Raw genomic sequence first — 24,074 nt, 5'->3', positions numbered from 1 at the left:
CCAGCAGCACGACCGTGCCGAACCCGAGCAGGCGGATCAGGGACAGGGCAGCCTCCTCGGGCAGGTCCCCGACGCTACTTGGCCGCCTTCAGCGCGGGCCGCAATGCGGGCCAGCGCTCCCAGAACTCCCGCTCGGCGCGCTCGGACCGGGCCTGCTCCAGCGCGTGCAGCCGGCCCCACGTCCAGGCGTTCTCGCCGGCGGCGAAGGCCTGCAGCCCCAGCTGGGCGCACAGCGGCCGGGTGACGAAGGTGTCCTGCCGCTCGCCGAGCACCTCCTGGACGCCCTTGAGCGCGGTCACCAGGTCGGCCACCGGCCGGCCCAGCACCGGCACGGCTGCCTCGGCGGTGTACCGCAGCCGCTTGGCGGCCTTGCGCACGTCGTGCAGCGCCTCGTCGGAGGCGCTGTCCCGGGCCAGGTCGACCGCCTGCACCAGCCGGCGGCCGGTGCGCGCGACGACCTCGCGCAGCACCTCGTCGGCCGGGCGCCCGGCGGCCTCGGTCAGCGGCGGCTCGGCGACCAGCGCGTCGAGGTCGTCGCGCAGCCGGAGGTAGGCCGCGCCGCCCAGCACCTTGCGGGCCTGCACGTCACCGGCCTGCTCGTCCTTGATCGCCGCCTGCTGCAGCCGGGCCGCGACCGGGCCGAGCACCAGCTCGACGGGCTGCTCGGCGACCAGCTCGCGCAGGTGGGCCAGGGCCACCTCGGCGTCCCGGGTCGGCGAGAGCGCCGCGCCGACGACGGCCAGCTCCTCGCGCACCGGGTCGGTCTGCGTGCGGTCGAGGACGGGCCGGAAGGCGGCCAGCGTGCTGCGCAACCGGCGGCAGGCCACCCGCACCTGGTGCACGCCGTCGGCCTGGCCGGTGCGGACCATCAGGTCGGCGTCCGACAGCGCCTGGACCTGGCTGCGCAGCGTCGCCCGGACGACGTCGCCGGCCGCGGCGGCCGGGGCGCGCTTCTTCCCCTTGCCCTTCTTCCTCCGCGGGGCCGCCTCGACGGACGGCTCGGGCGCCAGCGCGGACAGCCGGTCGGCCAGCACCCGGGAGAGCTTGGAGGGGGAGTCGGCCGGGCGCGCGCCGGCGTCCAGCAGGGCCTCGGCCACCGCGACGAGCACCGCGTCGTCGCCGTCGACCAGCTCCACCTCGACCTCGCGCCAGGTGGTGACGACGGCGGCCTCCCCGGGGGTGGCGGGGGCGGCGGTACCGGTGACGTGGTCGTCGGCGACCTCGGCCAGGACCCGGCCGTCGGCGTCGACGAGCTCGGTGACCACCCGGCGGGTGCGCAGCAGGGCGACCTGGGCCGCCGGCGTCTGTCGCACGATGCCCAGCACCGGCTCGAGCACCGCCTTCGGCGGGGTCCGGGCGGCCCGGCCGGCCGGGGAGTGCAGCTCACGGCGGGCGCCGGCCACGGCGGGCAGCTTCACGTGCCAGCCGGCGTCCGTGCCGCCGGTGCGCCGGCGCAGGGTCACCCGGGCGCGGGCCAGCCGCAGGTCGGCGGTGTCGTAGTAGGCGGCGTCGAGGTGGTGCTCCACGGGCTCGCGCACCTCGGTCACGCCGGGGACCCCGGACAGGTCGGGCAGCACGAACGCCTCGTCGACGTCGAACTTCTGCTCGATCTCCAGATGGGCGACTGCCATCGCGTTCACTCCTCGTCCACCGGTACGTCATCGTCGGTTCTTCTCCGTCCGCCGTCCGTCCTACAGGACGAAGGTGAACGCGGGCCGCTGCGCGACGGCCCCGGCCCGGCCCGGCACGATGGCTGCGTGAGCCCATCCCCGCGTGTCCCTGCCCGCGTCGCGTTCGCGCTCACCGCCCCGTGGGCCGCGTGCGCCGCCCTCCGCGCGCTCGGCGCCGAGCGGGGCTTCCCGCTGGTGCCGGCGATGTCCTTCACCCCCCAGGCGGCCCTGAGCTCGGTCGTGCCCCTGACCGCGGCCGTGCTCAGCCGGTCCCGGGCCGCCACCGCGCTGGCCGCCGGGTCGGCGCTGGTGCTGGGCGCCGCGGTCCTGCCACGGGCCCGCGCGTCGGCACCGGTCTCCGCGGCCGACGGCCCGCGGCTGCGGGTCGTCTCACTGAACACCCTGCACAGCCGCGCCGACGCCGCGACCGTGGTCGCGCTCGTCGCCGAGCACGACGCCGACGTCCTCGCGCTGATGGAGGTCACGCCCGAGGGGGTCACCGCCCTCCTGAACGCCGGGGTCGTCGACCTGCTGCCGCACGGCCACGTCATGCCCGCCGGCCCCACCGCGCCCCCGGGCTCCGGGGGTGCGGTGTGGACCCGGCTGGAGGTGCTGGGACGCAGCATGGTCCCCGGGCGCTTCGGTCAGCCGGCGGTGCGGCTGGCGGCGCCGGGCGCCCTCGACGTCGAGCTGACCGCGGTGCACACCCACCCGCCGCTGCAGGGCCCGGCGCGCGTGGCCGACTGGGAGCAGGACCTGCGCGACCTGCCCGACCCCGAGGACGGCGTCCTGCGGGTGCTCACCGGCGACTTCAACGCCACACCCGACCACGCCTCGTTCCGCCGGCTGCTCCGCCACGGCTGGGTCGACGTCGCCCGCGCGACGGGGCAGGGCCTGCGGTCGACCTGGGCGCCGACCCGCGGCGGCCGGCCGCGGCTGACGCTGGACCACGTGCTGGTCGACGAGCGGATCACCCCGCAGTGGCTGCAGGTGGTGCACGTGCCTGGGAGCGACCACCGGGCCCTGGTCACCGAGCTCCGCCTCCCGGCCGGGAGCTGAGGAGGGGGGTGCCCCGGGCGGCGGGTTCCGCAGCACCGCCGCCCGGGCACCTCCCAGCTTCCCCGTTCACCGGCGGTCCGCACCCCAGTTGTGTGACATCTGTGTGAACTCAGCCGCGGACCGCCGCGTCGGTCACCCACCGCGTGCGGTTGCTGACCGGTCAGCTGACCTGCACGTCCTCCTGGCCGGCGACCGAGACGACGTCGCCGCGGTGCACCTGCCGGCCGCGGCGCTCCTCGACCTCGCCGTTGACCTGCACCTCCCCCGCGGTCAGCACGTCCTTGACCTGGGCGCCGGAGGGCACGGCGTCGACCAGCTTCAGCAGCTGACCGAGCCGGATGGTCTCCTCGCCGGAGCGGAGCTCGATGGTGCGCACGCCCCCATCCTCCCCGGCTCAGCCGGCGGTGAGCGCGTCGCCCACCGCGACCGGGCCCGGCGCGGTCACCACGGCGCCCACCGCGAGCGCCCCGCCGCGCTCCCGGTGGATCGTCTTGAGCACCCCGGTGTCGCGGGCCACGCCCCCGGCCTGCGGCCGCGTGGTCATCACGCAGCGGGGCACCCGCCGGACGACGTCGAGCTGCGCGCCGCCCAGCCGCACGCGCCGGCCCACCAGCTCGTCCTCCCCCGCCCCGGCCAGGGCCACGTTGGCCCGGAAGCGCCGCCGGTCCCAGCTGCCCAGGGTGCCGGTGGACAGCAGCGTCACCCGGGCGTCGGCGTTGTCGTGGAAGGCGCCGTCGGCCCCGGAGAACGGGTTCCACCGGCCACCCTCGTCGTCGACGTCGGCCGGGTTCTCGTAGCGCCGGTCGCCGACCACCTCGCCGGCCGGCCGCAGGGTCACCCGGCGTCCGGCCCAGTCCGAGAGGACGTCGTCGTCGGTGGTGACCGTGCCGTCGGGCAGGACCACCTCGGCGGTGCCGTCGGCGCGCAGCCGGCCGGCGGCGAACAGCAGCTCGGGCACCCGGCGCGCGGTGAGCCCGAAGCCGGTCCCGGCGTCGAACAGCGCCCAGCCGCGGTCGCCGACCACGCCCTCGGCGCCGAGCTCGGCGTGCTCCAGCCGCTCGCCGAGCAGCGACTTCACCGGGAAGCGCCAGACCTCCAGCACCCGCAGCGGCCCGGTCACGCCGGTGTCCACTCCAGCGTCCAGGTGCCCGACCAGGTCTCCCCCGGCGCCACGACCAGCACGTCGACGCCGTCGGCGAACGCGTTCGGCGGGCAGGTCATCGGCTCGACGGCCACGCTGCGCCGCCGCTGGTCGGCCGGCAGCGTGTCGCCGGTGTAGACCTGCAGCCACCGCCAGGCGTCGTCGACCGCGACGGTGAGCGCACCGGCCGGGCCGCTCAGCCGGGTGCGCGCCCAGCCGTCGTCGTCCCGCACGAGGTCGGTGACCGCGGTGTCGATCGCCTGCTCACCGATCCGGCCGACCGCGCCGTCGTAGGGCCGGCTGTCGCCGGTGGGCAGCCCGCCCTCGAGCACGAGCGCGGTGCGGGCCGGCACGGAGAGCTCGGCGGCGGCCACGTCGCCGGGGGCGTCGGCGCCGACCGAGAAGTAGGGGTGCATGCCGGCGCCGAACGGGGCGTCCTCGGTGCAGGCGTTGCGCACCCGGACCGTCACGGTCAGCCGCTCCGGCGCCAGCACGTAGTCGACCGCCGCGGCCAGCCGGAAGGGCCAGCCGGTGCGCTGCTCGATCGTCGTCCCGACCGTGACGGCGTCCGCGCGCTGGTCCAGCACCTCCCACCGCTGCGCGGTGACCAGCCCGTGGACGGCGTTGGGCGAGGCCTCGCTGACCACGTCCAGCTGCAGGTCACGCCCACGCCAGGACCAGCGGCCGCCGCGCAGCCGGTTCGGCCAGGGCAGCAGCACACCGCCGCGGCGTCCGGCGGGCACCGTGCCGGCCGGGTAGCCGTCGACGACGGGCCAGGCGCCCACCACCAGCTCACGCAGCCCACCGCCGCGCAGGTCGACGACCAGCCGGGCGTCGCCGGCGGTCACCTCGGCCTCCAGCGGCTCGGTGCGGGGCCAGAGCTGCTCGGGCGACGACGGGGCCAGCGACATGGGGTCCTCCACGGGAGACGGCCGGAGACCACAGCTCACCACAGGACGCCGCTCTCCGTTCCACGTGGAACGTGCCCCGCAGGTGGTGACAGACGTCAGTGGTCCGGCCGGGGTGTCCGGCGCCACACTGGGGACGCCGACCCGAGGAGACCACGATGCCCGAGCCCCACCTGCGCGCCGCCGACGTCGACCGGGCCGCGGTCGCCGACCGCCTGGGCGCCGCGATGTCCACCGGCCGCCTGTCCGTCGCGGAGTACGACGAGCGGCTGTCCCGCGCCTACGCCGCCCGCACGTACGGCGAGCTGGCCGAGCTGACCACCGACCTGCCGGTCGCACCCGCCCCGGTGAGCCTGTCGAAGCCGGAGCCCGGGCCGGTCGCGCAGTCGGGCGCCTGCGCCGGGCTCCCGCACACCGGCGGGGCCGACCTGGCCACCGCGTGGCGGAACTGGGCGGTCACCGCGGTGATCGTGCTCGCCGTCTGGACGGTGACCTCGATCAACGCAGGGCAGGTGCTCTACCCGTGGCCGGTGTGGGTCATCGGGCCCTGGGGTGCCGTGCTGCTCAGCCAGACCCTGAACGCCCACCGGGGTGCCGAGCGGGGCCGGGGCCGGCTGCCCGGCTGACCCCGGGACACAGAAGAGCGCCGGTGCCTGACGGCATCCGGCGCTCTGTGCCCACTCCCGGAGGAGGGGTCTGGGTGGGCAAGGGGGGACTTGAACCCCCACGTCCTCTCGGACACACGGACCTGAACCGTGCGCGTCTGCCATTCCGCCACTTGCCCTGGCGAGGGAGAACTCTAGCAGCCGCCCGACGGGCCCCTCGCCACCACCCTCGACACGGGTCTCCCGGCGCGGCCCGGGGCGCCCGGGCCGCCGTCCTGGTAGAACGGTCCAGCGAGCCCGGGCGGACGTACCCGTGCGCCGGACTCGCGCCTCGGCGAACGGTCCGGCGACCCTCCCCCGGTTACGATCGGCGCTCAGGTGCAGGGGAGGTCAGCCGAACGCGAGGGAGCGACTGTGGGTGTGCTGCAGCGCTTCGAGCGACGACTCGAGGGCATGGTCGGGCTGGCGTTCGCCCGCGTCTTCAAGGGCAAGGTCCACCCGGCCGAGATCGCCCACGCCCTCCAGCGCGAGGCCGACGAGCAGCGCTCCGTCATGGGCGGCGGCCGCGTCCTGGCGCCGAACGTCTTCGTCGTCACCCTGGGCCCCACCGACCACGACCACCTCGGCGAGTGGTCCGAGCAGCTGGCCGCCGAGCTCGCCGACATGGTCCGCGAGCACATGGAGGGCGAGGGGTACGAGACCTTCGGCGACGTCGAGGTCCGGCTCGAGCGCGACGAGAGCCTGCGCACCGGCGTCTTCGAGGTCGCCTCGCACGTCGGCGACGACGGCCACCGCGGCGCCCCCGCCGCGCCGCCCCCGCCGCCCGGCCTGCCCCCGCTCCCCCCGCTGCGCGGCGGCGCCCCCGTCGCGGCGCCGCCGCCGGTGGCCGGGCACCCCGCCGACCAGGTCACCCACCTGCTCGTCGTCGACGGTCCGGGCACCAAGCACGTGCTCGAGCCGGGCAGCAACGTGCTGGGCCGCGGTACCGAGGCCGACATCCGGCTGCCCGACACCGGGGTGAGCCGCAAGCACGCCGACGTCCAGCTCACCGACGGCGCGGTCGCCGTCCAGGACCTGGGGTCCACCAACGGCACGCTGGTCAACGGCCGGCGGGTCGGGTTCCAGGAGCTTTTCGACGGCGACGTGATCCGGGTCGGCCACTCGGTGCTGGTCTACCGCCAGGACGGCGCGTGAGAGGCCCGGCTGTGTCCCGGTCGGGCGAGGTGGCATCGTGACCTCCGAGATCGTGCTCCAGGCCTTCCGCTTCGGCTTCCTGCTGTTGCTGTGGCTGTTCGTCTTCGCCGCCTTCCGGGTGGTGCGCGCCGACCTGTTCGGTGGCCGCACCGGCCGGGTGGCATCGGTGCCGCCCCGCGCGGCGCCGGTCCGCAAGCGGGGTTCCCGGGGCCCCCGGCACCTCGTCGTCACCGCCGGCCCGCTGACCGGGACCCGGATCACCCTCGGGGAGCAGGCCATCCTGATCGGCCGCGCCGACGACTCGACCCTCGTGCTCACCGACGACTTCGCCTCGTCCCGGCACGCGCGGCTGACCAACCGCGGCGGGCAGTGGTACGTCGAGGACCTCGGGTCCACCAACGGCACCTACCTCGACCAGCAGCGCGTGCAGGGTCCGCTGCTGGTCTCCCCCGGCCAGCCGATCCGGATCGGGCAGACCGTCCTGGAGCTCCGCACGTGACCCGGTCCGCGAGGTCGCGCAGCAGCAGAGCACCCAAGGTCCACGGATCGACGAGCGCCAGCGAGGAGACACGGTGACCCTGGTCCTCCGCTACGCGGCACGTTCCGACCGCGGGCTGATCCGCGGCACCAACCAGGACTCGGTCTACGCCGGGCCACGGCTGCTCGCCGTCGCCGACGGCATGGGCGGCCACGCGGCCGGTGACGTCGCCAGCAAGGTGGTCATCGCCGCGCTCGAGCACCTCGACGACGACACCCCCTCCGGCGACCTGCTCCAGGCGCTGCGCCAGGCGGTCTTCGACGGCAGCGAGCACCTGCGCGAGGTCATCCGCGAGTCCCCGCAGCTCGAGGGCATGGGCACCACACTCACCGCCGTCCTGTTCGCCGGTGGCCGGCTGGGCCTGTGCCACGTCGGCGACTCCCGCGCCTACCTGCTGCGCGACGGTGAGCTCGCCCAGATCACCCACGACGACACGTTCGTGCAGTCGCTGATCGACGAGGGCCGCATCACCGAGGAGGAGGCCAACAGCCACCCGCAGCGCTCGCTGCTGCTGCGCGCCCTCAACGGCCAGGACGTCGAGCCCGACCTGTCGATGCGCGACGCCCGCGCCGGCGACCGCTACCTGTTGTGTTCCGACGGGCTGTCGGGCGTGGTCAGCCACGAGACCATCGCCCAGGCGATGCGCGACCCCGACGCCCAGGCCACCGCCGACCGGCTGATCGAGCTGGCGCTGCGCAGCGGCGGCCCGGACAACATCACCTGCATCGTCGCCGACGTCGTGGAGGACGACGGCCGCGGTGCCCGCATCGACCCGGTCATCGACGGCGCCGCCGGCGACAACGTGGGCCAGCGCGAGGTCGATCCGCGCTCCGCCGCCGGCCGCGCCGCGCTGTCCCAGCCGCCGACCGGGGCGCCGACCGCCGTCCAGGCCACGGTCTCCCCGCCGGTCCGTCGCCGCCGTCCGCTGCGCACGGCCCTGATCGCGCTGACGGCGGTGGTGGTGCTCGGCGCGGCCGCGATCGGCGGCTACCTGTTCGTGATGGGGCACTGGTTCATCGGGGTCGCCGAGACCGCGGACGGCGACCGGGTCGGCGTCTTCCGCGGTCTCGACACCTCGGTCGTCGGGGTCGAGCTCTACCGGCTCGAGCAGGCCACGACGCTGGCCACCGGCGATCTCACCCAGGCCGCCCGCAACCGGGTCGCCGGCGGGATCGACGCCGCCGACCGCGCCGACGCCGACCGCATCCTGAGCAACCTGGAGGGGCAGCAGCTGCCCCCCTGCCGCACACCCAGCACAGCCAGCACCCCCACCACCTCCGCCGCAGCCACCAGCAGCGCGGCCCCCAGCACCGCCACGTCGGCCGAGGGCGTCCCCGCCGCCCCGCCGGCCCCCGGTGCCCTCCCCACCACGACCGGCGGCGCGCCCACGAGCAGCGACCCGGCGACCTCCTCCCCCACGACCACCAGCTCGGCTCCGGTCCCGGGTCAGTCCCGCTCCGGTGAGCCGGGGGTGGACTGCCGGGAGAGCGACTAGTGGCCGGTCCCGCCAGCGCTCCGGGCACCGACCCGAACGCCGCCCCGGCCACCACCGGCGCCACCCCCACCCGGCGCGGCACCGAGCTGCTGCTCCTGGGCTTCGCCGTCCTGATCACGCTGGCCGCGCAGTGCATCGTCGACCTCACGCTCACCGACGCGCTGAGCCCCGAGCTGGCCACCTTCGGCACCTGGTTCACCGCGCTGTGGCTGGTCGCCCACCTGGTGGTGCGCCGCTTCGCGCCCTACGCCGACCCGCTGCTGCTGCCGTGCATCGCCACGCTGTCGGGCCTGGGCCTGACGATGATCCACCGGCTCGACATCGCCGGGAACACCCTGGGCCGCAACAACTCCGGCGAGGACGCCCCGGTCCAGCTGCTGTGGGCCACGGTCGGGCTGGCGCTCTTCGTCGCCGTGCTCGTCGTCGTCCGCGACCACCGGGTGCTCGCCCGGTTCGCCTACACCCTGGCGCTGGTGGGCCTGGTGCTGCTGGCGCTGCCGGCCGTGCTGCCCAACTCCACGATCAACGGCGCCAAGCTGTGGATCCGGGTGGCCGGGTTCTCCATCCAGCCCGGTGAGTTCGCCAAGATCTGCCTGATCGTCTTCTTCGCCGCCTACCTGGTCGACAAGCGCGACGTGCTGGCGCTGGCCAGCCGGCGGGTGGCCGGCCTCGAGCTGCCGCGCGGCCGCGACCTGGGCCCGGTGCTGCTGGCCTGGGTGGCCTCGATCCTGGTGCTGGTCTTCGAGCGCGACCTGGGCAGCTCGCTGCTGCTGTTCGGCATCTTCGTGGTGATGCTCTACGTCGCCACCGAGCGGGCCAGCTGGCTGGTCATCGGCCTGCTGCTCTTCTCCGGCGGCGCCTACGTCGCCTACCAGGCCTTCTCCCACGTGCGGGTGCGCGTCGACACCTGGCTCGACCCGTTCGCCTACGCCGACACCGGCGGCTACCAGATGGTCCAGTCGCTGTTCAGCCTCGGCACCGGCGGGCTGTTCGGCGCCGGCCTCGGCGGCGGCCGGCCGGACCAGGTGCCGGTGGCCAAGAGCGACTTCATCGCCGCCGCGATCGGCGAGGAGCTGGGCCTGTTCGGCCTGGTCGCGCTGATCATCCTCTACCTGGTGCTGGTCGAGCGCGGCCTGCGCACCTCGCTGGTCGTCCGCGACGGCTTCGGCAAGCTGCTGGCCGCCGGGCTGGCGTTCGCCGTCGCCTGGCAGGTGTTCGTCGTCCTCGGCGGGGTCACCGGGCTGCTCCCGCTCACCGGCCTGACCACCCCGTTCGTCGCCTACGGAGGCTCCTCGCTGGTCGCGAACTTCGGCCTGGTCGCGCTGCTCGTGCGGATCAGCGACGCCGCCCGCCGGCCGGCCGCACCCCCGGCCCCGCCGGCCGCGAAGTTGACCGACGCGCCCACGGAGGTGGTCCGGCCGTGAACGCACCGCTGCGCAAGGTCGCCATCGCCGTCCTGGTGCTGTTCACGCTGCTGATCGTCAACGTCAACGTCATCCAGGTGGTGCGGGCCGGCGACCTGCGGGACGACCCGCGGAACACCCGGACGCTGTCGGAGGAGTACAACCGCGAACGCGGCGCCATCGTCGTCGCGGGCAACGAGATCGCCTCCTCGGTGGCCAGCCCTCCCGACGACCCGCTGCGCTACACCCGCACCTACCCCCAGGGCCCGCTGTTCGCCCCGGTCACCGGCTACCAGTCGGTGCTCGCCACCGCCAACGGGCTCGAGCGGGCCGAGAACGACGTCCTCATCGGCGACGACAACCGGCTCTTCGGCCGACGGATCGCCGACCTGTTCACCGGCCGCAACATCTCCGGCGGCAACGTCGAGGTCACCCTCGACCCGGCCGTGCAGCAGGCCGCGATGGAGGGCCTGGACGGCGTCACCGGCGCGGTCGTGGCGCTGGACCCGAAGACCGGCGCCGTCCTGGGACTGGCCAGCACCCCCACCTACGACCCGAACCGGCTCGCCAGCCACGACCTGGACGCCGTGCGCGCCTACGACTCGGAGATCACCCCCGACGAGGGCTCCGACGACGTCGACCCGCGCGTCAACCAGGCGACGTCGGAGATCTACCCGCCCGGCTCGATCTTCAAGGTGGTCGTCTCGGCCGCGGCGCTCGCCGGCGGCGACCACACCCCCGACACCGTGGTCGCCGCACCCCGCGACTACGTCCTGCCGAACACGAACACCCCGCTGCGCAACTTCGGCAACGAGGCCTGCGACCCCTCGGGGCAGCAGCGGCTCATCGACGCGCTGACCATCTCCTGCAACACCGCGTTCGCCCAGCTGGGCATCGACCTCGGTGAGGACCGGGTCCGCGACATGGCCGCGGCGTTCGGGATCGACGGCGAGAAGTTCGACATGCCGCTCACGGTCGCCGGCAGCACGGTCGGCGACATCCCCGACGACGCCGCGCTGGGGCAGAGCTCGATCGGCCAGAGCAGCGTCGCGGTCACCCCGGTGCAGGCGGCGATGATCGCCGCGGCCGTGGCCAACGACGGCAGCCTGATGCGGCCCTACCTGGTCGACTCCATCCAGGCGCCGGACCTGTCGGTCATCGACCAGACCGAGCCGGAGGAGATGTCGCAGCCGGTCTCGGCCGAGGTCGCCGAGCAGCTGACCACGATGATGCGCAGCGTCGTCGACAACGGCACCGGCCGCCGGGCCCGCATCGACGGCGTGCAGGTGGCCGGCAAGACCGGGACGGCGGAGACCGGGCGGCCCGACGAGGCCGACCACAACTGGTTCATCGGCTTCGCCCCCGCCGACGACCCGACGATCGCGGTGGCGGTCTTCGTCAAGAACGGCGGCGGCACCGGCGGCGACACCTCGGCGCCGATCGCGCGCGCCGTCATGCAGGCCCACCTCGGGCAGGGGAACTGATGGCCGTCCGCGTGGGCACCGTGCTGGCCGGCCGCTACCAGGTCACCGAGCCGATCGCGACCGGCGGCATGGGCGAGGTGTGGCAGGCCCGCGACCGCACGCTGGGCCGGATCATCGCCGTCAAGGTGCTCAAGAGCGAGTACACCGGCGACTCGAGCTTCCTCATCCGCTTCCGGAACGAGGCACGGCACACCGCGGCGCTGTCGCACCCGAACATCGCCTCGGTCTACGACTACGGCGAGACCACCGAGGACGGCCAGCGGCTGGCCTACCTGATCATGGAGTTCGTCGAGGGCAAGCCGCTGGTCACGATCCTGGCCGAGCGCGGCCGGCTCACCGCCGAGCAGACCCTCGACGTGCTGGGCCAGGCCGGCGACGGCCTGTCCGCCGCACACGCCGCCGGGATGGTGCACCGCGACATCAAGCCGGGCAACCTGCTGGTGCGGCCGGACGGCGTGGTCAAGCTGACCGACTTCGGCATCGCCTACGCCCGGGACGCCGCCCCGCTGACCCGCACCGGCATGGTCGTGGGCACCGCCCAGTACCTCTCGCCCGAGCAGGCGCAGGGCCACGTGGTCACCGCCGCCTCCGACGTCTACTCCCTGGGCGTGCTCGGCTACGAGTGCGTCGCCGGTGTGCGCCCCTTCGACGGCGAGTCGCAGGTGGCGATCGCGCTGGCCCAGATCAACCGGCCGCCGCCACCGCTGCCGGCCGACGTGCCCCCCGCGGTGCGCCGGCTCATCGACCGGGCCCTGTCCAAGGACCCGGCCGCCCGCTTCCCCGACGGCGGGGCCTTCGCCGCGGCCGTGCGCCAGGTCGCCGCCGGCGGCGCGGTCCCCCCGCCCACCGGCGCCACCCAGGTCCTGGGCCCCGACGGGACGGCGACCGCGATGATCCCGATGGCCGACGCCGCGACCGGTGTCATGCCCTCGACCGCACCCCGGACCATGCCGCCGCTGCAGGGCCCCCCGACCGGTGACGGCGGGAAGGGCCGCAGCCCCGGCGACCCCTGGGACGGCGAGGACGCCCAGGACCCCGCCGACCGCCGGCGCACCCGCCTGCTGTGGGCCGCCGGCGCGCTGCTGCTGCTCGGGCTGGCCGTGGTCGGCTTCATCGTGCTGAACTCCGGCGACCGCAGCCGGGACACCGGCGGCTCGGCCGCGCTCACCGGCGCCCCGCCCGCCGCGTCGAGCACCGCCCCGGTCAGCCCCACCGGGACAGACCTGGTCACGATCGACCCGGCGTCCTTCATCGGCCGGAACCTCGACGAGGTGATCGACGAGCTGGAGGCCGAGGGCCTGGAAGTGTCCGCCCAGGAGGCCACGGCAGAGCAGCTGCAGGCCACCGGGATTGACCTGGAGGAGGACGACGTCGCGGCGGTCGAGCCGTTCACCGACCGGGTCGACCGGGGCTCGACCATCACGCTCTACTACGCGACCGAGGACCACACGGCCCAGCCCGAGGAGACCAGCTCCGCGCCGACGGACGGCGGCGGCGGCGGCGAGCAGTCGAGCAGCGCGCCGACCTCGGCCGCCGGCGGTGGCGGAGGCGGTGCCGGCGTCCCCAGCAGCAGCAACGCCGCCCCGTCCAACCGCCCGTCCACCCGCCCGTCCACCTCGCCGGCACCGAGCGGGGGCGGCGGCGCCTCCTCGTCCGCGCCCGCCCCGGCACCCAGCAGCACGACCGCCGTCAGCACGCCGGCGGCCCCGAGCACGACCGCCTCCGAGCCGGCGGTCTCCCCGACCCCCACGGTGACCGAGTCACCGGCGGCGCTGGGCGGCGCCGTGGGCACGCCGCCCGCCCCGTGAGCCACCGGTGACACACCCGTTCCGCGCCGCCCGCGTCCTCCCGGTGCGGCCCCGGCCAGCGATTAGGCTCGCCGACGGCCCGCCGCACCGCGGTGGGGCGGTCCCGGCGTCGCGACCACGGCTCTGCTGCACCCCCCGAGAGGACCCCCGATCCCGATGACCACCCCCCAGGTGCTCGGCGAGCGCTACGAGATCGGTGGGGTGCTCGGCCGGGGCGGCATGGCCGAGGTGCACCGTGGCCGCGACCTGCGCCTGGGCCGCGAGGTCGCGGTGAAGGTGCTGCGCCAGGACCTCGCCCGTGACCCGTCGTCGCAGGTGCGCTTCCGCCGCGAGGCGCAGGCCGCGGCGTCGCTGAACCACCCGGCCATCGTGGCCGTCTACGACACCGGCGAGGACCGCACCGCCACCGGCGCCACCCCGTACATCGTCATGGAGTACGTCGAGGGCGAGACGCTGCGCGACCTGCTCCGCAGCGAGGGCCGGCTCTCCCCCGAGCGCGCCATGTCGCTCACCGCGGACATCTGCGCCGCCCTGGACTTCAGCCACCGCAACGGCATCGTGCACCGCGACGTCAAGCCCGGCAACGTCATGATCACGCCGCAGGGCACGGTCAAGGTGATGGACTTCGGCATCGCCCGCGCCGTCTCCGACTCCGCCGCGACCATGACCTCCACGGCCGCGGTGATAGGGACCGCCCAGTACCTCTCCCCCGAGCAGGCCCGCGGCGAGGGCGTCGACGCCCGCTCCGACGTCTACTCCGCCGGCTGCCTGCTGTACGAGCTGGTCACCGGCACGCCGCCGTTCACCGGCGACTCACCCGTCGCCGTGGCCTACCAGCACGTGCGCGAGGACCCGAGGACGCCGTCGTCGATCAACCCGGCGATCCCGCCGGCGCTGGACGCGATCCTGCTCAAGGCCATGAGCAAGAACCCGGCCAACCGGTACCAGTCGGCCGCCGACATGCGGGCCGACCTCCTCCGCGCCGTCGCCGGCCAGCGTGTCGAGGCGACGCCGGTCATGAGCGAGGCCGACCGGACCACGATCATCGGCGCCGCCCCCGCCGGGTACGACGAGGGGCAGTGGGACGGGCAGGACGAAGACCGGGGCAGCCGCAAGACGCTGATCGCCGCGATCGTCGGCGGCCTGGTGCTGCTGGCGCTGGTGGTCGTCGGCATCGTGGTGCTCAACAGCGGCGGCGACCAGGAGCCCACCGCCCCGGCGGTCGTGCAGGTGGCGGTGCCCGACCTGAGCGGCCGGACGGAAGAGGCGGCCACGACGGCGCTGACGTCGGCCCGGCTGACGCTGGGCGAGGTCAGCACCGAGGCCAGCGACACCGTCGCCGAGGGCCAGGTCGTGCGCACCGACCCGGCGTCGGGCACCCAGGTGGCCGAGCAGTCCCCGGTCGACCTCGTCGTCAGCGCCGGCCCGGACAGCATCGGCATCCCGGACCTGGCCGGCCGGGAGACCGCCGACGCCCGCGAGCGGCTGCAGGCCGCCGGGTTCACCGGCAGCGTCAGCACCGACCAGGTCGACAGCCTGGAGCCGGAGGGCACGGTCGTGGAGAGCGACCCGCCGGCCGGCACCGAGACCGCCCCGGACACCCCCATCCGGCTCAAGGTCTCCACCGGGACGATCGACCTGCCCGACGTCCGGGGGCTGACCGCGGCCGCCGCCCGCGAGCGGCTGATCGCCGCCGGGATCGACAACGGGGTGATCAGCGAGATCAACGGCGAGTCCGACACCGTCGCCCCCGGCACCGTCATCGACACCGACCCCGGCCCGCGGGCCCCGGTCGCCCGCGACGACGTCGTCGAGCTCCAGGTCGCCGTCGCCATCCCGGCCGACCCGGCGCCGAGCAGCACGCCGCCGTCCAGCAGCTCTGCGGCACCGAGCTCCACCCCGCCCGCGAGCCCCGACCCGGCGACCGTCAGCCCCACCCCGAGCGGCTGACCCCGGCGCACGCCGAGCGCGACACGAAGGGCCCCCTCCCGACCGGGAGGGGGCCCTTCGTCATGTCGGCGTGGAGCCGTCAGACGGTCGCGGTGGACAGCCGCCGCGTCGCGGCCGAGGCCGCCTCGACCAGGGCCGGGTCGGGGCTCAGCCCGCAGGAGACCAGCCAGTTGGCCAGCAGCTGGTGCCCGCCCTCGGTGAGCACGGACTCCGGGTGGAACTGCACGCCCTCGATGGGCAGCTCCCGGTGGCGCAGCGCCATCACGATGCCCGACGGCGTGCGCCCGGTGACCTCGAGCTCGGCGGGCACGGTGCCGTCCTCGACGGCCAGCGAGTGGTACCGGGTGGCGGTGAACGGCGAGGGCAGCCCGGCGAGCACGCCCACGCCGTCGTGCACGACCTGGCTGGTCTTGCCGTGCAGCAGCTCCGGGGCACGCCCGACGACGCCGCCGAAGGCCTCGGCGATGGCCTGGTGGCCGAGGCAGACGCCCAGCACCGGCAGGCCGGCCTCGGCCGCCGCGCGGACCATCGGGACCGTCACCCCGGCGTCGACCGGGGTGCCGGGGCCGGGGGAGAGCAGGACGCCGGCGACGTCGAGGTCCGCGAGCTCGTCGACGGTCACCGCGTCGTTGCGCCGGACCACGCTGGGCACGCCCAGCTGGCCCAGGTACTGGACGAGGTTGTAGACGAAGCTGTCGAAGTTGTCGACGACCAGCACCGGACGGACCGGTGCGGGCCCCGGGCCGGCTGCAGGGGCGTCAGGGAGGGTCACGGCGGGTTCAGGGCTCCGGAGGACGGCGACGGGGACGGACGGGCGCCAGGCGGGCGCTGCCGGGTCCAGGTGTACACGCCCCGGCCGCGGACGTCACCCGCCCCCGGGTCGCTCCGTCCGTGCGTACCGCATGTCCAGCGTGCCGTCGTAGGCCGGCAGGGCGATCTCGCGCTCCTCCTGCACGTCGTAGGTCAGGCCGTAGCGGTCCGCGTACCAGCGCAGCAGCGCGACGTCGGCCGAGGTGTCGAGCTGGCTGCGCATCTGGGTCGTGCTGCCGACCGCGGAGATGACGAAGGGCGGAGAGTAGGTGCGGCCCTGCAGCAGCAGGGTGTTGCCCACGCAGATGACCGCGCTGGTCGCGATCAGCCGCCGGCCCATGATCGACACGCCGTCCGCCCCGGCGGCCCACAGCGCGTTGACGACGGCCTGGACGTCGGACTGGTGGATGACCACGTCGTCGTTGGACTCCGCCCCGGCGGGGAGCGCCCCGTTGGGCCCCAGGTCGGCGTCGTCGAGGGTGACGGTCAGCCCGGGGCCGACGAGTCCGCTGAGACCGGCGGCGGTCAGCCTGGACCGGCCCACGGCCTGGGCCTCGGCCACGGCCCCGTTGCGGGTGGCGGCCTGGTCGGTGAGCGCCTGCACCTCGGCCTGCAGCTCGGCCAGCGTCTGTTCCTGGTCGGCGACCGAGGCATCGCGCTGGGCGATGAGGTCGGTCAGCTGCGAGCTCTGCCCGGCCCGCAGGTCGGTGCCCTGGGCGGTGGTCGAGGTGGTGGCGAAGATGAACCCGGCCACGAGCGCGACGACGGGCACGAGCGCCGTCCACGGGGTGGCGCGCGATGAGCCGCCGGACCGGCGCACGTCGACCTCCCCTGCTGGCTCCGCCGGGACACCCCGGCACACGGATCGGGTGACCCGGCCGCACGCTGGAGCCGTTCCGCTGGGCTTGCAGCTTAGGCTGGACGGAGTTCACGCCGGGGCGACAGGCCACGGCCCGGGAGGGAGTCCGCAGGTGCCGAAGTCGAAGGTGCGCAAGAAGTCGGTGTACACGCCGCCCGAGGGGGTCCTCCCCTCGTCGGCCGCCCGGGCCCGCGCCGTGCAGCCGAGCCCGCGCTGGTACGCCGTCCTGATGGTCGCGCTGATGCTCGTCGGGCTGCTGTGGATCGTCGTCTACTACGTGGCCGGCGACCGGATCGGCGTCATGGTCAGCCTGGGCGCCTGGAACTTCCTGATCGGCTTCGGCCTGATGGTCGCCGGTCTCGTGATGTCGATGCGCTGGCGCTGACCCCGCCCGGCCCCACCGCCGACAGGCCCCCGTCCCCTCCGGACGGGGGCCTTCGTCGTCCCGGGGACAGGTCGCCGGGGCGGTCGGGAGGGTCCTCGACCTGGGGACGACGACGGTGACCGTGCGGAGCGCTGCGGTCACACCCAGACAGAGTCGACAAGACGGTCAACGTGCAGGTCAGGCGCTCGTCCGTGCACGGCGGGACGATCCGCTGTGCACAGCCTCCCGGTGTGTCCACAGGCGGCCGCGGCGTCCGTCCACGGACTTGTCCACGAACTGTGGAGTTCCGCTTGGCGACGGCGAGACGCTGACCTGCGGTGATGCCCCCCGTGTGACTACTGGGGCGGAAACTACAGCGGGGTGACTACACCCGTGGAAGTCCGTCCCCAGCTGTGTACACAGCTGTGGGAAACCAGGGGCCTCCATCCACGTCGCGGCGGCCTACTACCCGCCTGCCGCCGAGGCAAACCAACAGCGTGACGCGATGTTCGTCGGCGTGTCCCGGCGCCATGTCGACAACTTCGGGCGGTGATCGGACGGCACTGGTGCGTGAGGAGAGCCGTGGGCCCGCCGCGTCAGGCTGTGGACGGACGAGTCGCCCGTACCGCCCCGGACCTGGGGACGCAGGGGCGCTCCGGCGGGTGACAAGCTGGCCGGGTGCAGTGGTCACCCCGCCTCGCCGAGACGACCGTGACGGCGCTGGCGGGGCTGGGACTGGCGCTGGGCGCCCTGCTCGCCGACCCCGTCGGCCGGGTGCTGCTGGGCGGCGCCGCCGCGTTGCTGCTCGGCCTGGCCGCTCGCGACGGGCTGCTGCGTCCGCGGGTGCGCGCCGACGGCGCCGGCGTCACCGTGCGGGCGCTCACCGGGACCACGACGATCGCCTGGCCGGTGCTGCGGGCGCGGGTGCGGAGCCAGCGGCGGTGGGGCGTGCGCTCGACCACGCTGGAGCTGGAGGACCGCAGCGACGACGCCGTCCTGGTCGTGCTGGGCCGCCGTGACCTGGGAGCCGACCCCGGGGTGGTCGCCGAGGCGCTCCACGCCACCGGGGCCGGCTCCTGACCGCCGTGGGCTAGCGGATCCCGCCGAAGACCAGCACGAGCAGGACGACGACCAGCAGGGCGGTGCCACCGAGGGCGACCGGCCGGTTGCGCCGGCCCAGCACCAGCGCCGCGGCCACCAGCGCACCGGCGACCAGACCGCCGAGATGTCCCTGCCAGGAGATGCCGGGCAGGAAGCTGACCACCAGGTTGATCGCCAGCAGGGTCAGCAGGCCGCGCAGGTCCTCGCGGCGGGACAGCAGGAGCACGCCCAGCCCGCCCAGGAGGCCGTAGATGGCCGCGGAGGCGCCCACCACGCCCTGGTAGGGCGGTGCGAACAGCTGGATCGCCGCAGCGCCGCCCAGGGCCGACACCAGGTAGAGCGTCAGGTAGCGGCCGCGGCCGAGCTGGCGCTCGAGCTCGGAGCCGAAGACCAGCAGCGCCAGCATGTTGAAGACCAGGTGCACCAGGCTGACGTGGGTGAAGGCGCTGGTGACCACCCGCCACCACTCGCCCTGGTCGATGGCGATGGGAGCGGTGGCGAAGTCGTTCTGCAGCGGCGAGGAGAAGCTGCGCAACGGGTTGACCCCGACGCTGATCGCCGAGGCCGCGGTGGCCAGGGCCACGAGCACGTTGACGCCGATCAGGCTGAGCGTGACCGGCCCGAACCGGCGGCTGGCTCCGCGCAGTCCGGTGGTGGGCCTGGGCTGCCGCACACCGGCGTTGCCGGCCGCGACGTCGTCCGGGCACTGGAAGCCGACCGAGGCCGGGTTCATGCACTCGGGGCAGATGGGCCGGCCGCAGCGCACACAGGAGACGCCGGTGGGCCGGTCCGGGTGCCGGTAACAGGTCCTGGCGGGGGGCGCCGGCTGCGGGTCTCCCGCGCCGGCGCCCCCGTTGCCCTCGGACGTGCTCAGCTGCGCTGCACCTCGACGGACTCGATGACGACCTCGTCCACCGGCCGGTCGCCGCGGGAGGTGGGCGTCGTGGCGATGGCGTCGACGACCTTCTTGCTGGCCTCGTCGACGACCTCACCGAAGATCGTGTGCTTGTTGTTCAGGTGCGGGGTGTTGGTGACGGTGATGAAGAACTGCGACCCGTTGGTGCCCGGACCGGCGTTGGCCATGGCCAGCAGGTAGGGGCGGTTGAACGACAGGTCGGGGTGGAACTCGTCGCCGAAGCGGTAGCCGGGGCCGCCGGTGCCCTGCCCGAGCGGGTCGCCGCCCTGGATCATGAACCCGTCGATCACGCGGTGGAAGACGGTGCCGTCGTAGAGCTTGGCGGTCGTCTTCTCGCGGGTGCGCGGGTCGATCCACTCGCGGGTGCCCTCCGCCAGCTCGGCGAAGTTGGCGACCGTCTTCGGCGCGTGGTCGGGGAACAGGTCGACGGTGATGTCGCCACGGTTGGTGTGCAGGACGGCACGCCGTGCTGCAGGAGTCTGCTCAGTCACGGGACCACTCTCCCACTGGTCACCGCAGCCCCGCTGGGCGCCCGCCCCCGCCGCCGTCCCAGGACCGGGCAGTGCGCGCTCCGGCGCGGTCGAGGAGCTCGCCGGCCGACGCCGGGGAGCGGGAGTGGAGACGAGGGGAATCGAACCCCTAACCCCCGCCTTGCAAAGGCGGTGCTCTGCCAATTGAGCTACGTCCCCGGACGGCGCGGCGGGCGCACCGGGTGGATCAGTGCCGGTGGATCAGGAGGAGCGGGGCGTGCTGACCGCGTCGGGTCCGCTGGTGGCCTGCGCCCAGAGGTCGGCCTCGCCCTTGGCGGCCGTGCGCTTGCGCACCGCGACCACGGCACCGGCAGCGAGCGCTGCCACCGCCAGCTTCTTCAGCACGCGTGACCTCCTCGGACTGTGGTGGCCACCGCGGTGCTGGTGACCGCTTCGCCGCGCCTCGGCGAGGGAGCCGACCCGCAGGCCGTGACTCCCCCGCTGTCGGTGCACGGTGGGCGTGGGAGGACTTGAACCTCCGACCTCATCCTTATCAGGGATGCGCTCTAACCGCCTGAGCTACACGCCCGTGAACCGGTGAACAGCTTACCTGCCCGCCTGGAGCCCCCTGACAGGGGGCTCCGTCAGGCCCCCTCGCAGGGGCCCGCCCCGAGGCACGAGGGGTGGGGGGCGAGGGGGTCCTTCATCACTCCCGCTCGGCGAGGGTGAGCTCGAGGCCGCCCACCAGGTCCGAGCAGAGGTTGTAGACGAACGTGCCGACGGTGCACAGCGCGGTCAGCAGCAGGATGTTGACCGCGCCGATCACGGCGGCGCCGGTGAACACCAGGCCGGCGGTGATGGTGAAGGACTCGACGGCCTCGCCACCGGTCGACGTGCTGACCTGGCCGATGAGGTCGTTGACGCTGTCGAAGACGCCGAGCCCGCTCAGCACGCCGTAGAGGACGCCGACGGCGACCATCCACACGAAGAACAGCGCGATGGACACCACCAGCGAGATCTTCAGCGCCGACCAGGTGTCGATGTGGCGCAACTGCAGCCGGGCCCGGCGGGGCCCGCGGCGGCCGCGTGCGGCCGGGCGGGGGGCGTCGGCGGTCGGTCGCGGCGCGGACGGAGCGCGCTGCGGGTCGATCGGCCGCGCGTCCTCCACCGGCCGGGCCGGCTCCCCCGGCCGGGCCCCGGCCGGGGGCAGGGTGACCGACTGGGTGGCGTCCAGCGGGGCGGAGCTGCGGGCCGCGGCCGAGCGGACGCCGGCCGAGACGCGGTTGCCCTGTCCCGTCTGGGGCACCGGCGGCGCGGGCGTGGACACTGCCCGGGCGTCGTCGGCCGGGGCGGCGGCCGGCACCGGCTGCCCGGCCAGCGGACGCGCCGTGGCCGCGGTGGACCCCGCAGGCGCGGGCGCCGCCGGGGCCTCCGCCGCAGCAACGGCCGGCTCGGCGACAGGAGCGGGTGCCGCCGCCGGGACGTCGGTGGCCTGGGTGGCGTCCGCCGGCTCCGCGTCGGCCGCTCCCGACCCCTCGCGGGAGTCGGTACGCACCGAACTACGCGCCCGGTCGCTCATCCCAGTCTCCTGTCAGCCTGCGGCTCTCGCCGCGTCGCTTCACCGGCCGGTGCCGTCCGGGATGGGACGGCGGTGCGGTCGGTGCCGTGGTCGTCGCGCAGGCCGGGACCAGGACGTCGTCGTCCCGGAACCCGACCTGGCATCCGCCCCACCCTAGGCTTCGGGCTCGTCGTTGTCCGTCGTACGCGCGATCGCCACGATGGAGACGTCCTCCGGCAAGTTCATGAGCTTGACGCCCATGGTCGCCCGGTCCCGGGTGTGCCGGACGCCGTTGACCGGGGTCCGGATCACGCCGCCGCCGGAGGTGATGGCGTAGAGCTCGTCGCCGAGCACCACCGCCAGCGCCCCGACGAGCGCGCCCTTGCGGGCCTTGGGGTCGGCGGTGAGCACGCCCTTGCCGCCGCGGTTCTGCTCCGGGTAGTGCTCGATGCCGGTGCGCTTGGCGTACCCGCCCTCGGTGGCGACCAGGACGTCGACGCCCTCCTGGACGACGATCATCGACAGCAGCGTGTCGTCGTCGGACAGCGAGATGCCGCGCACGCCCTCGGTGGCCCGGCCCATCGGGCGCAGCTGCTCGTCGGTGGCCTTGAAGCAGATCGACATGGCCTTGCGGGTGACCAGGAGCAGGTTCTGGTCCTGGCTGATCAGCGCGGCGCCCACCAGCTCGTCGCCCTCGCGCAGGTTGATGGCGATCACGCCGCCGGTACGCGGGGAGTCGAAGTCGGCCAGCCGGGTCTTCTTGACCTGGCCGCGGGCGGTGGCCAGCACCAGGTACGGGGCGACCGTGTAGTCCTTGATCTGGATGACCTGGGCGATCTTCTCGTCCGGCTGGAAGGCCAGGATGTTGGCCACGTGCGCGCCGCGGGCGGTGCGCGCCGCCTCGGGCAGCTCGTAGGCCTTGGCCCGGTAGACCCGGCCCTTGTTGGTGAAGAACAGGATCCAGTCGTGGGTCGAGCCCACGAAGAACTGCTGCACCAGGTCGTCCTGCTTGAGCGCGGCCCCCATGACGCCCTTGCCGCCACGCCGCTGCGAGCGGTAGAGGTCGGCCTTGGTGCGCTTGGCGTAGCCGGTGCGGGTGATCGTCACGACCACCTGCTCCTCGGCGATCAGGTCCTCCATGGACACGTCACCGTCGTGCGCGACGAACTGGGTGCGCCGGTCGTCGCCGTACTTCTCGACGATCTCGGCGAGCTCGTCGCGGATGATCTGCCGCTGGCGCTCCGGGGAGTCCAGGATCGCCTGCAGCTCGGCGATGCGGGCCTCGATCTCGGCCAGCTCGTCGAGGATCCGCTGCCGCTCCAGGGCGGCCAGCCGGCGCAGCTGCAGGTCCAGGATCGCCACGGCCTGGATCTCGTCGACGTCCAGCAGCTCCATCAGGCCGGTGCGGGCGGCCTCGGCGGACTCGCTGCGGCGGATCAGGGCGATGACGTCGTCGAGGTGGTCGAGGGCCTTGGCGTAGCCGCGCAGGATGTGCGCGCGCTCCTCGGCCTTGCGCAGCCGGTAGGCGGTGCGCCGGACGATGACCTCGACCTGGTGGGCGACCCAGAGCCGGACGAGCTCGTCGAGCCGCAGCGTGCGGGGCACGCCGTCGACGATCGAGAGCATGTTGCAGCCGAAGGTGGTCTGCAGCTGGGTGTGCTTGTAGAGGTTGTTCAGCACGACCTTGGCGACCGCGTCGCGGCGCAGCGTGATGACCAGCCGGCGGCCGACCCGGTCGCTGGACTCGTCGGCGATCTCGCTGATGCCCTGCAGCCGGCCGTCACGGACGCCGTCGGCGATCGCCTCGGCCAGGTTGTCCGGGTTGACCTGGTAGGGCAGCTCGGTGACCACCAGCTGCACGCGGCCGCGGGCGTCCTCCTCGACGGTGACGACGGCGCGCATGCGCACCGAACCACGGCCGGTGCGGTAGGCGTCCTCGATGCCGTCACGGCCGACGATGAGGCCGTGGGTCGGGAAGTCCGGGCCCTTGATCCGCTCCATGCAGGCGGTGAGCGCCTCCTCGGGCTCGGCCTCGGGGTGGTCGAGCATCCAGAAGACGGCCTCGGCGACCTCGCGCAGGTTGTGCGGGGGCATGTTGGTGGCCATGCCGACGGCGATGCCGGCCGAGCCGTTGATCAGCAGGTTCGGGATGCGCGAGGGCAGGACGAGCGGCTCGAGGTTCTTGCCGTCGTAGTTGGGCTGGAAGTCGACGGTCTCCTCGTCGATGTCCCGCAGCATCTCCATGGCCAGCGGCGTGAGCCGGGCCTCGGTGTAGCGCATGGCCGCGGCCGGGTCGTTGCCCGGCGAGCCGAAGTTGCCCTGGCCGTCGATCAGCGGGTAGCGCATCGACCACGGCTGGGCCAGCCGCACGAGGGCGTCGTAGATCGACGAGTCACCGTGCGGGTGGTAGTTGCCCATCACCTCGCCGACGACGCGGGCGCACTTGACCGTGGCCCGGTCGGGGCGGAAGCCCTGGTCGAACATCGCGTACAGCACGCGGCGGTGCACCGGCTTGAGGCCGTCCCGCACATCGGGGAGCGCACGCCCGACGATGACCGACATCGCGTAGTCGATGTAGCTGCGCTGCATCTCCTGCTGGAGGTCGACCGGTTCGACGCGGTCGCGGCTGGGGGTCTCGGTCACGTCTGGTTCTCCACAAGTCGATACACAGCGGTGGACAAATGCCCAGGTCAACCGACGAGTGAGAAGTCATCGTCGGGGCGGGCGCCACGCCGGGCAGC

General features: G+C 74.5%; 22 protein-coding genes and 3 tRNA genes. 11 read left to right on the top strand and 14 right to left on the bottom strand.

Annotated features, from left to right (window positions below; translation table 11 throughout):
• Positions 1-74 precede the first annotated feature (74 nt).
• Entirely contained in the window at positions 75-1,631 is a 1,557-nt protein-coding gene (locus ACGBYP_RS20075; RefSeq protein ID WP_411587003.1) for a CHAD domain-containing protein, read from the bottom strand.
• A gap of 126 nt (positions 1,632-1,757) precedes the next feature.
• Between ACGBYP_RS20075 and ACGBYP_RS20070 the strand changes: the two genes are divergently transcribed.
• Entirely contained in the window at positions 1,758-2,729 is a 972-nt protein-coding gene (locus tag ACGBYP_RS20070) for an endonuclease/exonuclease/phosphatase family protein (RefSeq protein WP_411587001.1), read from the top strand.
• Positions 2,730-2,889: 160 nt separating this feature from the next.
• On the opposite strand, the gene ACGBYP_RS20065 is transcribed toward ACGBYP_RS20070, so the two are convergent.
• Genes ACGBYP_RS20065 through ACGBYP_RS20055 form a run of 3 tightly spaced genes read right to left on the bottom strand, consistent with a single transcriptional unit; the run spans position 2,890 to position 4,781 of the window.
• On the bottom strand, positions 2,890-3,105 hold the full coding sequence (locus ACGBYP_RS20065; protein WP_411587000.1) for an RNA-binding S4 domain-containing protein: 216 nt from the start codon (positions 3,103-3,105) through the stop codon (positions 2,890-2,892).
• A gap of 18 nt (positions 3,106-3,123) precedes the next feature.
• On the bottom strand, positions 3,124-3,849 hold the full coding sequence (locus ACGBYP_RS20060; protein WP_411586998.1) for an MOSC domain-containing protein: 726 nt from the start codon (positions 3,847-3,849) through the stop codon (positions 3,124-3,126).
• Positions 3,846-4,781 (bottom strand): aldose epimerase, encoded by a 936-nt coding sequence (locus ACGBYP_RS20055; RefSeq protein ID WP_411586997.1) that lies wholly within the window; start codon positions 4,779-4,781, stop codon positions 3,846-3,848. The genes ACGBYP_RS20060 and ACGBYP_RS20055 overlap by 4 nt, the downstream gene beginning before the upstream one ends.
• Before the next feature lie 155 nt (positions 4,782-4,936).
• Here ACGBYP_RS20055 and ACGBYP_RS20050 point away from each other — a divergent pair, with 155 nt between their 5' ends.
• Positions 4,937-5,404, top strand: a complete 468-nt coding sequence (locus ACGBYP_RS20050; protein ID WP_411586995.1) for a DUF1707 domain-containing protein — start codon at positions 4,937-4,939, stop codon at positions 5,402-5,404.
• Positions 5,405-5,479: 75 nt separating this feature from the next.
• Here ACGBYP_RS20050 and ACGBYP_RS20045 read toward each other — a convergent pair.
• Positions 5,480-5,562 (bottom strand) — tRNA-Leu (locus ACGBYP_RS20045).
• A gap of 235 nt (positions 5,563-5,797) precedes the next feature.
• Here ACGBYP_RS20045 and ACGBYP_RS20040 point away from each other — a divergent pair.
• The 7 genes from ACGBYP_RS20040 (at position 5,798) to pknB (ending at position 15,255) form a co-directional block, all read left to right on the top strand.
• On the top strand, positions 5,798-6,577 hold the full coding sequence (locus tag ACGBYP_RS20040) for an FhaA domain-containing protein (RefSeq protein WP_411586994.1): 780 nt from the start codon (positions 5,798-5,800) through the stop codon (positions 6,575-6,577).
• A 37-nt stretch (positions 6,578-6,614) separates the two neighbouring features.
• A complete protein-coding gene (locus ACGBYP_RS20035) occupies positions 6,615-7,076 on the top strand; it encodes an FHA domain-containing protein (protein WP_411586993.1) in 462 nt (153 codons plus the stop codon).
• Between the two features lie 73 nt (positions 7,077-7,149).
• Entirely contained in the window at positions 7,150-8,610 is a 1,461-nt protein-coding gene (locus ACGBYP_RS20030; RefSeq protein WP_411586991.1) for a PP2C family protein-serine/threonine phosphatase, read from the top strand.
• Complete coding sequence (locus tag ACGBYP_RS20025; protein WP_411586990.1) at positions 8,610-10,034, top strand: FtsW/RodA/SpoVE family cell cycle protein; 1,425 nt, start codon at positions 8,610-8,612, stop codon at positions 10,032-10,034. The genes ACGBYP_RS20030 and ACGBYP_RS20025 overlap by 1 nt, the downstream gene beginning before the upstream one ends.
• On the top strand, positions 10,031-11,497 hold the full coding sequence (locus ACGBYP_RS20020) for a peptidoglycan D,D-transpeptidase FtsI family protein (RefSeq protein WP_411586987.1): 1,467 nt from the start codon (positions 10,031-10,033) through the stop codon (positions 11,495-11,497). The genes ACGBYP_RS20025 and ACGBYP_RS20020 overlap by 4 nt, the downstream gene beginning before the upstream one ends.
• Positions 11,497-13,305 carry a serine/threonine-protein kinase gene (locus ACGBYP_RS20015; protein WP_411586986.1) on the top strand — a complete coding sequence of 603 codons (1,809 nt, stop codon included), beginning with the start codon at positions 11,497-11,499 and terminating at the stop codon, positions 13,303-13,305. The genes ACGBYP_RS20020 and ACGBYP_RS20015 overlap by 1 nt, the downstream gene beginning before the upstream one ends.
• 156 nt (positions 13,306-13,461) lie before the next feature.
• Positions 13,462-15,255, top strand: coding sequence for a Stk1 family PASTA domain-containing Ser/Thr kinase (gene pknB, locus ACGBYP_RS20010; RefSeq protein WP_411586984.1), 1,794 nt, complete (start codon positions 13,462-13,464; stop codon positions 15,253-15,255).
• A 79-nt stretch (positions 15,256-15,334) separates the two neighbouring features.
• On the opposite strand, the gene ACGBYP_RS20005 is transcribed toward pknB, so the two are convergent.
• Together ACGBYP_RS20005 and ACGBYP_RS20000 are read right to left on the bottom strand one after the other, a co-directional pair.
• Entirely contained in the window at positions 15,335-16,027 is a 693-nt protein-coding gene (locus ACGBYP_RS20005; RefSeq protein ID WP_411586982.1) for an aminodeoxychorismate/anthranilate synthase component II, read from the bottom strand.
• A 93-nt stretch (positions 16,028-16,120) separates the two neighbouring features.
• Complete coding sequence (locus ACGBYP_RS20000; protein WP_411586979.1) at positions 16,121-16,837, bottom strand: DUF881 domain-containing protein; 717 nt, start codon at positions 16,835-16,837, stop codon at positions 16,121-16,123.
• Positions 16,838-17,036: 199 nt separating this feature from the next.
• Here ACGBYP_RS20000 and crgA point away from each other — a divergent pair, with 199 nt between their 5' ends.
• Both crgA and ACGBYP_RS19990 read left to right on the top strand, forming a co-directional pair.
• Positions 17,037-17,309 (top strand): cell division protein CrgA, encoded by a 273-nt coding sequence (gene crgA / locus ACGBYP_RS19995; RefSeq protein ID WP_411586978.1) that lies wholly within the window; start codon positions 17,037-17,039, stop codon positions 17,307-17,309.
• Positions 17,310-17,966: 657 nt separating this feature from the next.
• Entirely contained in the window at positions 17,967-18,368 is a 402-nt protein-coding gene (locus ACGBYP_RS19990) for a PH domain-containing protein (RefSeq protein ID WP_411586977.1), read from the top strand.
• A 10-nt stretch (positions 18,369-18,378) separates the two neighbouring features.
• On the opposite strand, the gene ACGBYP_RS19985 is transcribed toward ACGBYP_RS19990, so the two are convergent.
• The 7 genes from ACGBYP_RS19985 to gyrA form a co-directional block, all read right to left on the bottom strand.
• Complete coding sequence (locus ACGBYP_RS19985) at positions 18,379-19,122, bottom strand: rhomboid family intramembrane serine protease (protein WP_411586975.1); 744 nt, start codon at positions 19,120-19,122, stop codon at positions 18,379-18,381.
• 137 nt (positions 19,123-19,259) lie between these two features.
• Positions 19,260-19,796 carry a peptidylprolyl isomerase gene (locus ACGBYP_RS19980; protein WP_411586973.1) on the bottom strand — a complete coding sequence of 179 codons (537 nt, stop codon included), beginning with the start codon at positions 19,794-19,796 and terminating at the stop codon, positions 19,260-19,262.
• A 125-nt stretch (positions 19,797-19,921) separates the two neighbouring features.
• Positions 19,922-19,994: transfer RNA gene (locus tag ACGBYP_RS19975), tRNA-Ala, on the bottom strand.
• 42 nt (positions 19,995-20,036) lie between these two features.
• Positions 20,037-20,180, bottom strand: a complete 144-nt coding sequence (locus ACGBYP_RS19970; RefSeq protein ID WP_411586972.1) for a DLW-39 family protein — start codon at positions 20,178-20,180, stop codon at positions 20,037-20,039.
• Positions 20,181-20,290: 110 nt separating this feature from the next.
• Positions 20,291-20,364: transfer RNA gene (locus ACGBYP_RS19965), tRNA-Ile, on the bottom strand.
• Between the two features lie 117 nt (positions 20,365-20,481).
• A complete protein-coding gene (locus ACGBYP_RS19960) occupies positions 20,482-21,354 on the bottom strand; it encodes a DUF3566 domain-containing protein (RefSeq protein WP_411586971.1) in 873 nt (290 codons plus the stop codon).
• 153 nt (positions 21,355-21,507) lie between these two features.
• On the bottom strand, positions 21,508-23,976 hold the full coding sequence (gene gyrA, locus ACGBYP_RS19955; RefSeq protein ID WP_411586970.1) for a DNA gyrase subunit A: 2,469 nt from the start codon (positions 23,974-23,976) through the stop codon (positions 21,508-21,510).
• Positions 23,977-24,074: the final 98 nt, after the last annotated feature.

The organism is Modestobacter sp. SSW1-42 (assembly GCF_046635825.1).
GTDB lineage: Bacteria > Actinomycetota > Actinomycetes > Mycobacteriales > Geodermatophilaceae > Modestobacter.
This window is presented reverse-complemented; position numbering and strand designations above follow the sequence as displayed.

Excerpts from the sequence above, each read along its gene's own strand:
- ACGBYP_RS20050 (WP_411586995.1), top strand. The coding sequence starts at position 4,937 with ATGCCCGAGCCCCACCTGCGCGCCGCCGACGTCGACCGGGCCGCGGTC.
- ACGBYP_RS19985 (WP_411586975.1), bottom strand. The coding sequence starts at position 19,122 with ATGAACCCGGCCTCGGTCGGCTTCCAGTGCCCGGACGACGTCGCGGCC.
- ACGBYP_RS20075 (WP_411587003.1), bottom strand. The coding sequence starts at position 1,631 with ATGGCAGTCGCCCATCTGGAGATCGAGCAGAAGTTCGACGTCGACGAG.
- ACGBYP_RS20015 (WP_411586986.1), top strand. The coding sequence starts at position 11,497 with ATGGCCGTCCGCGTGGGCACCGTGCTGGCCGGCCGCTACCAGGTCACC.
- ACGBYP_RS20055 (WP_411586997.1), bottom strand. The coding sequence starts at position 4,781 with ATGTCGCTGGCCCCGTCGTCGCCCGAGCAGCTCTGGCCCCGCACCGAG.
- ACGBYP_RS19960 (WP_411586971.1), bottom strand. The coding sequence starts at position 21,354 with ATGAGCGACCGGGCGCGTAGTTCGGTGCGTACCGACTCCCGCGAGGGG.
- pknB (WP_411586984.1), top strand. The coding sequence starts at position 13,462 with ATGACCACCCCCCAGGTGCTCGGCGAGCGCTACGAGATCGGTGGGGTG.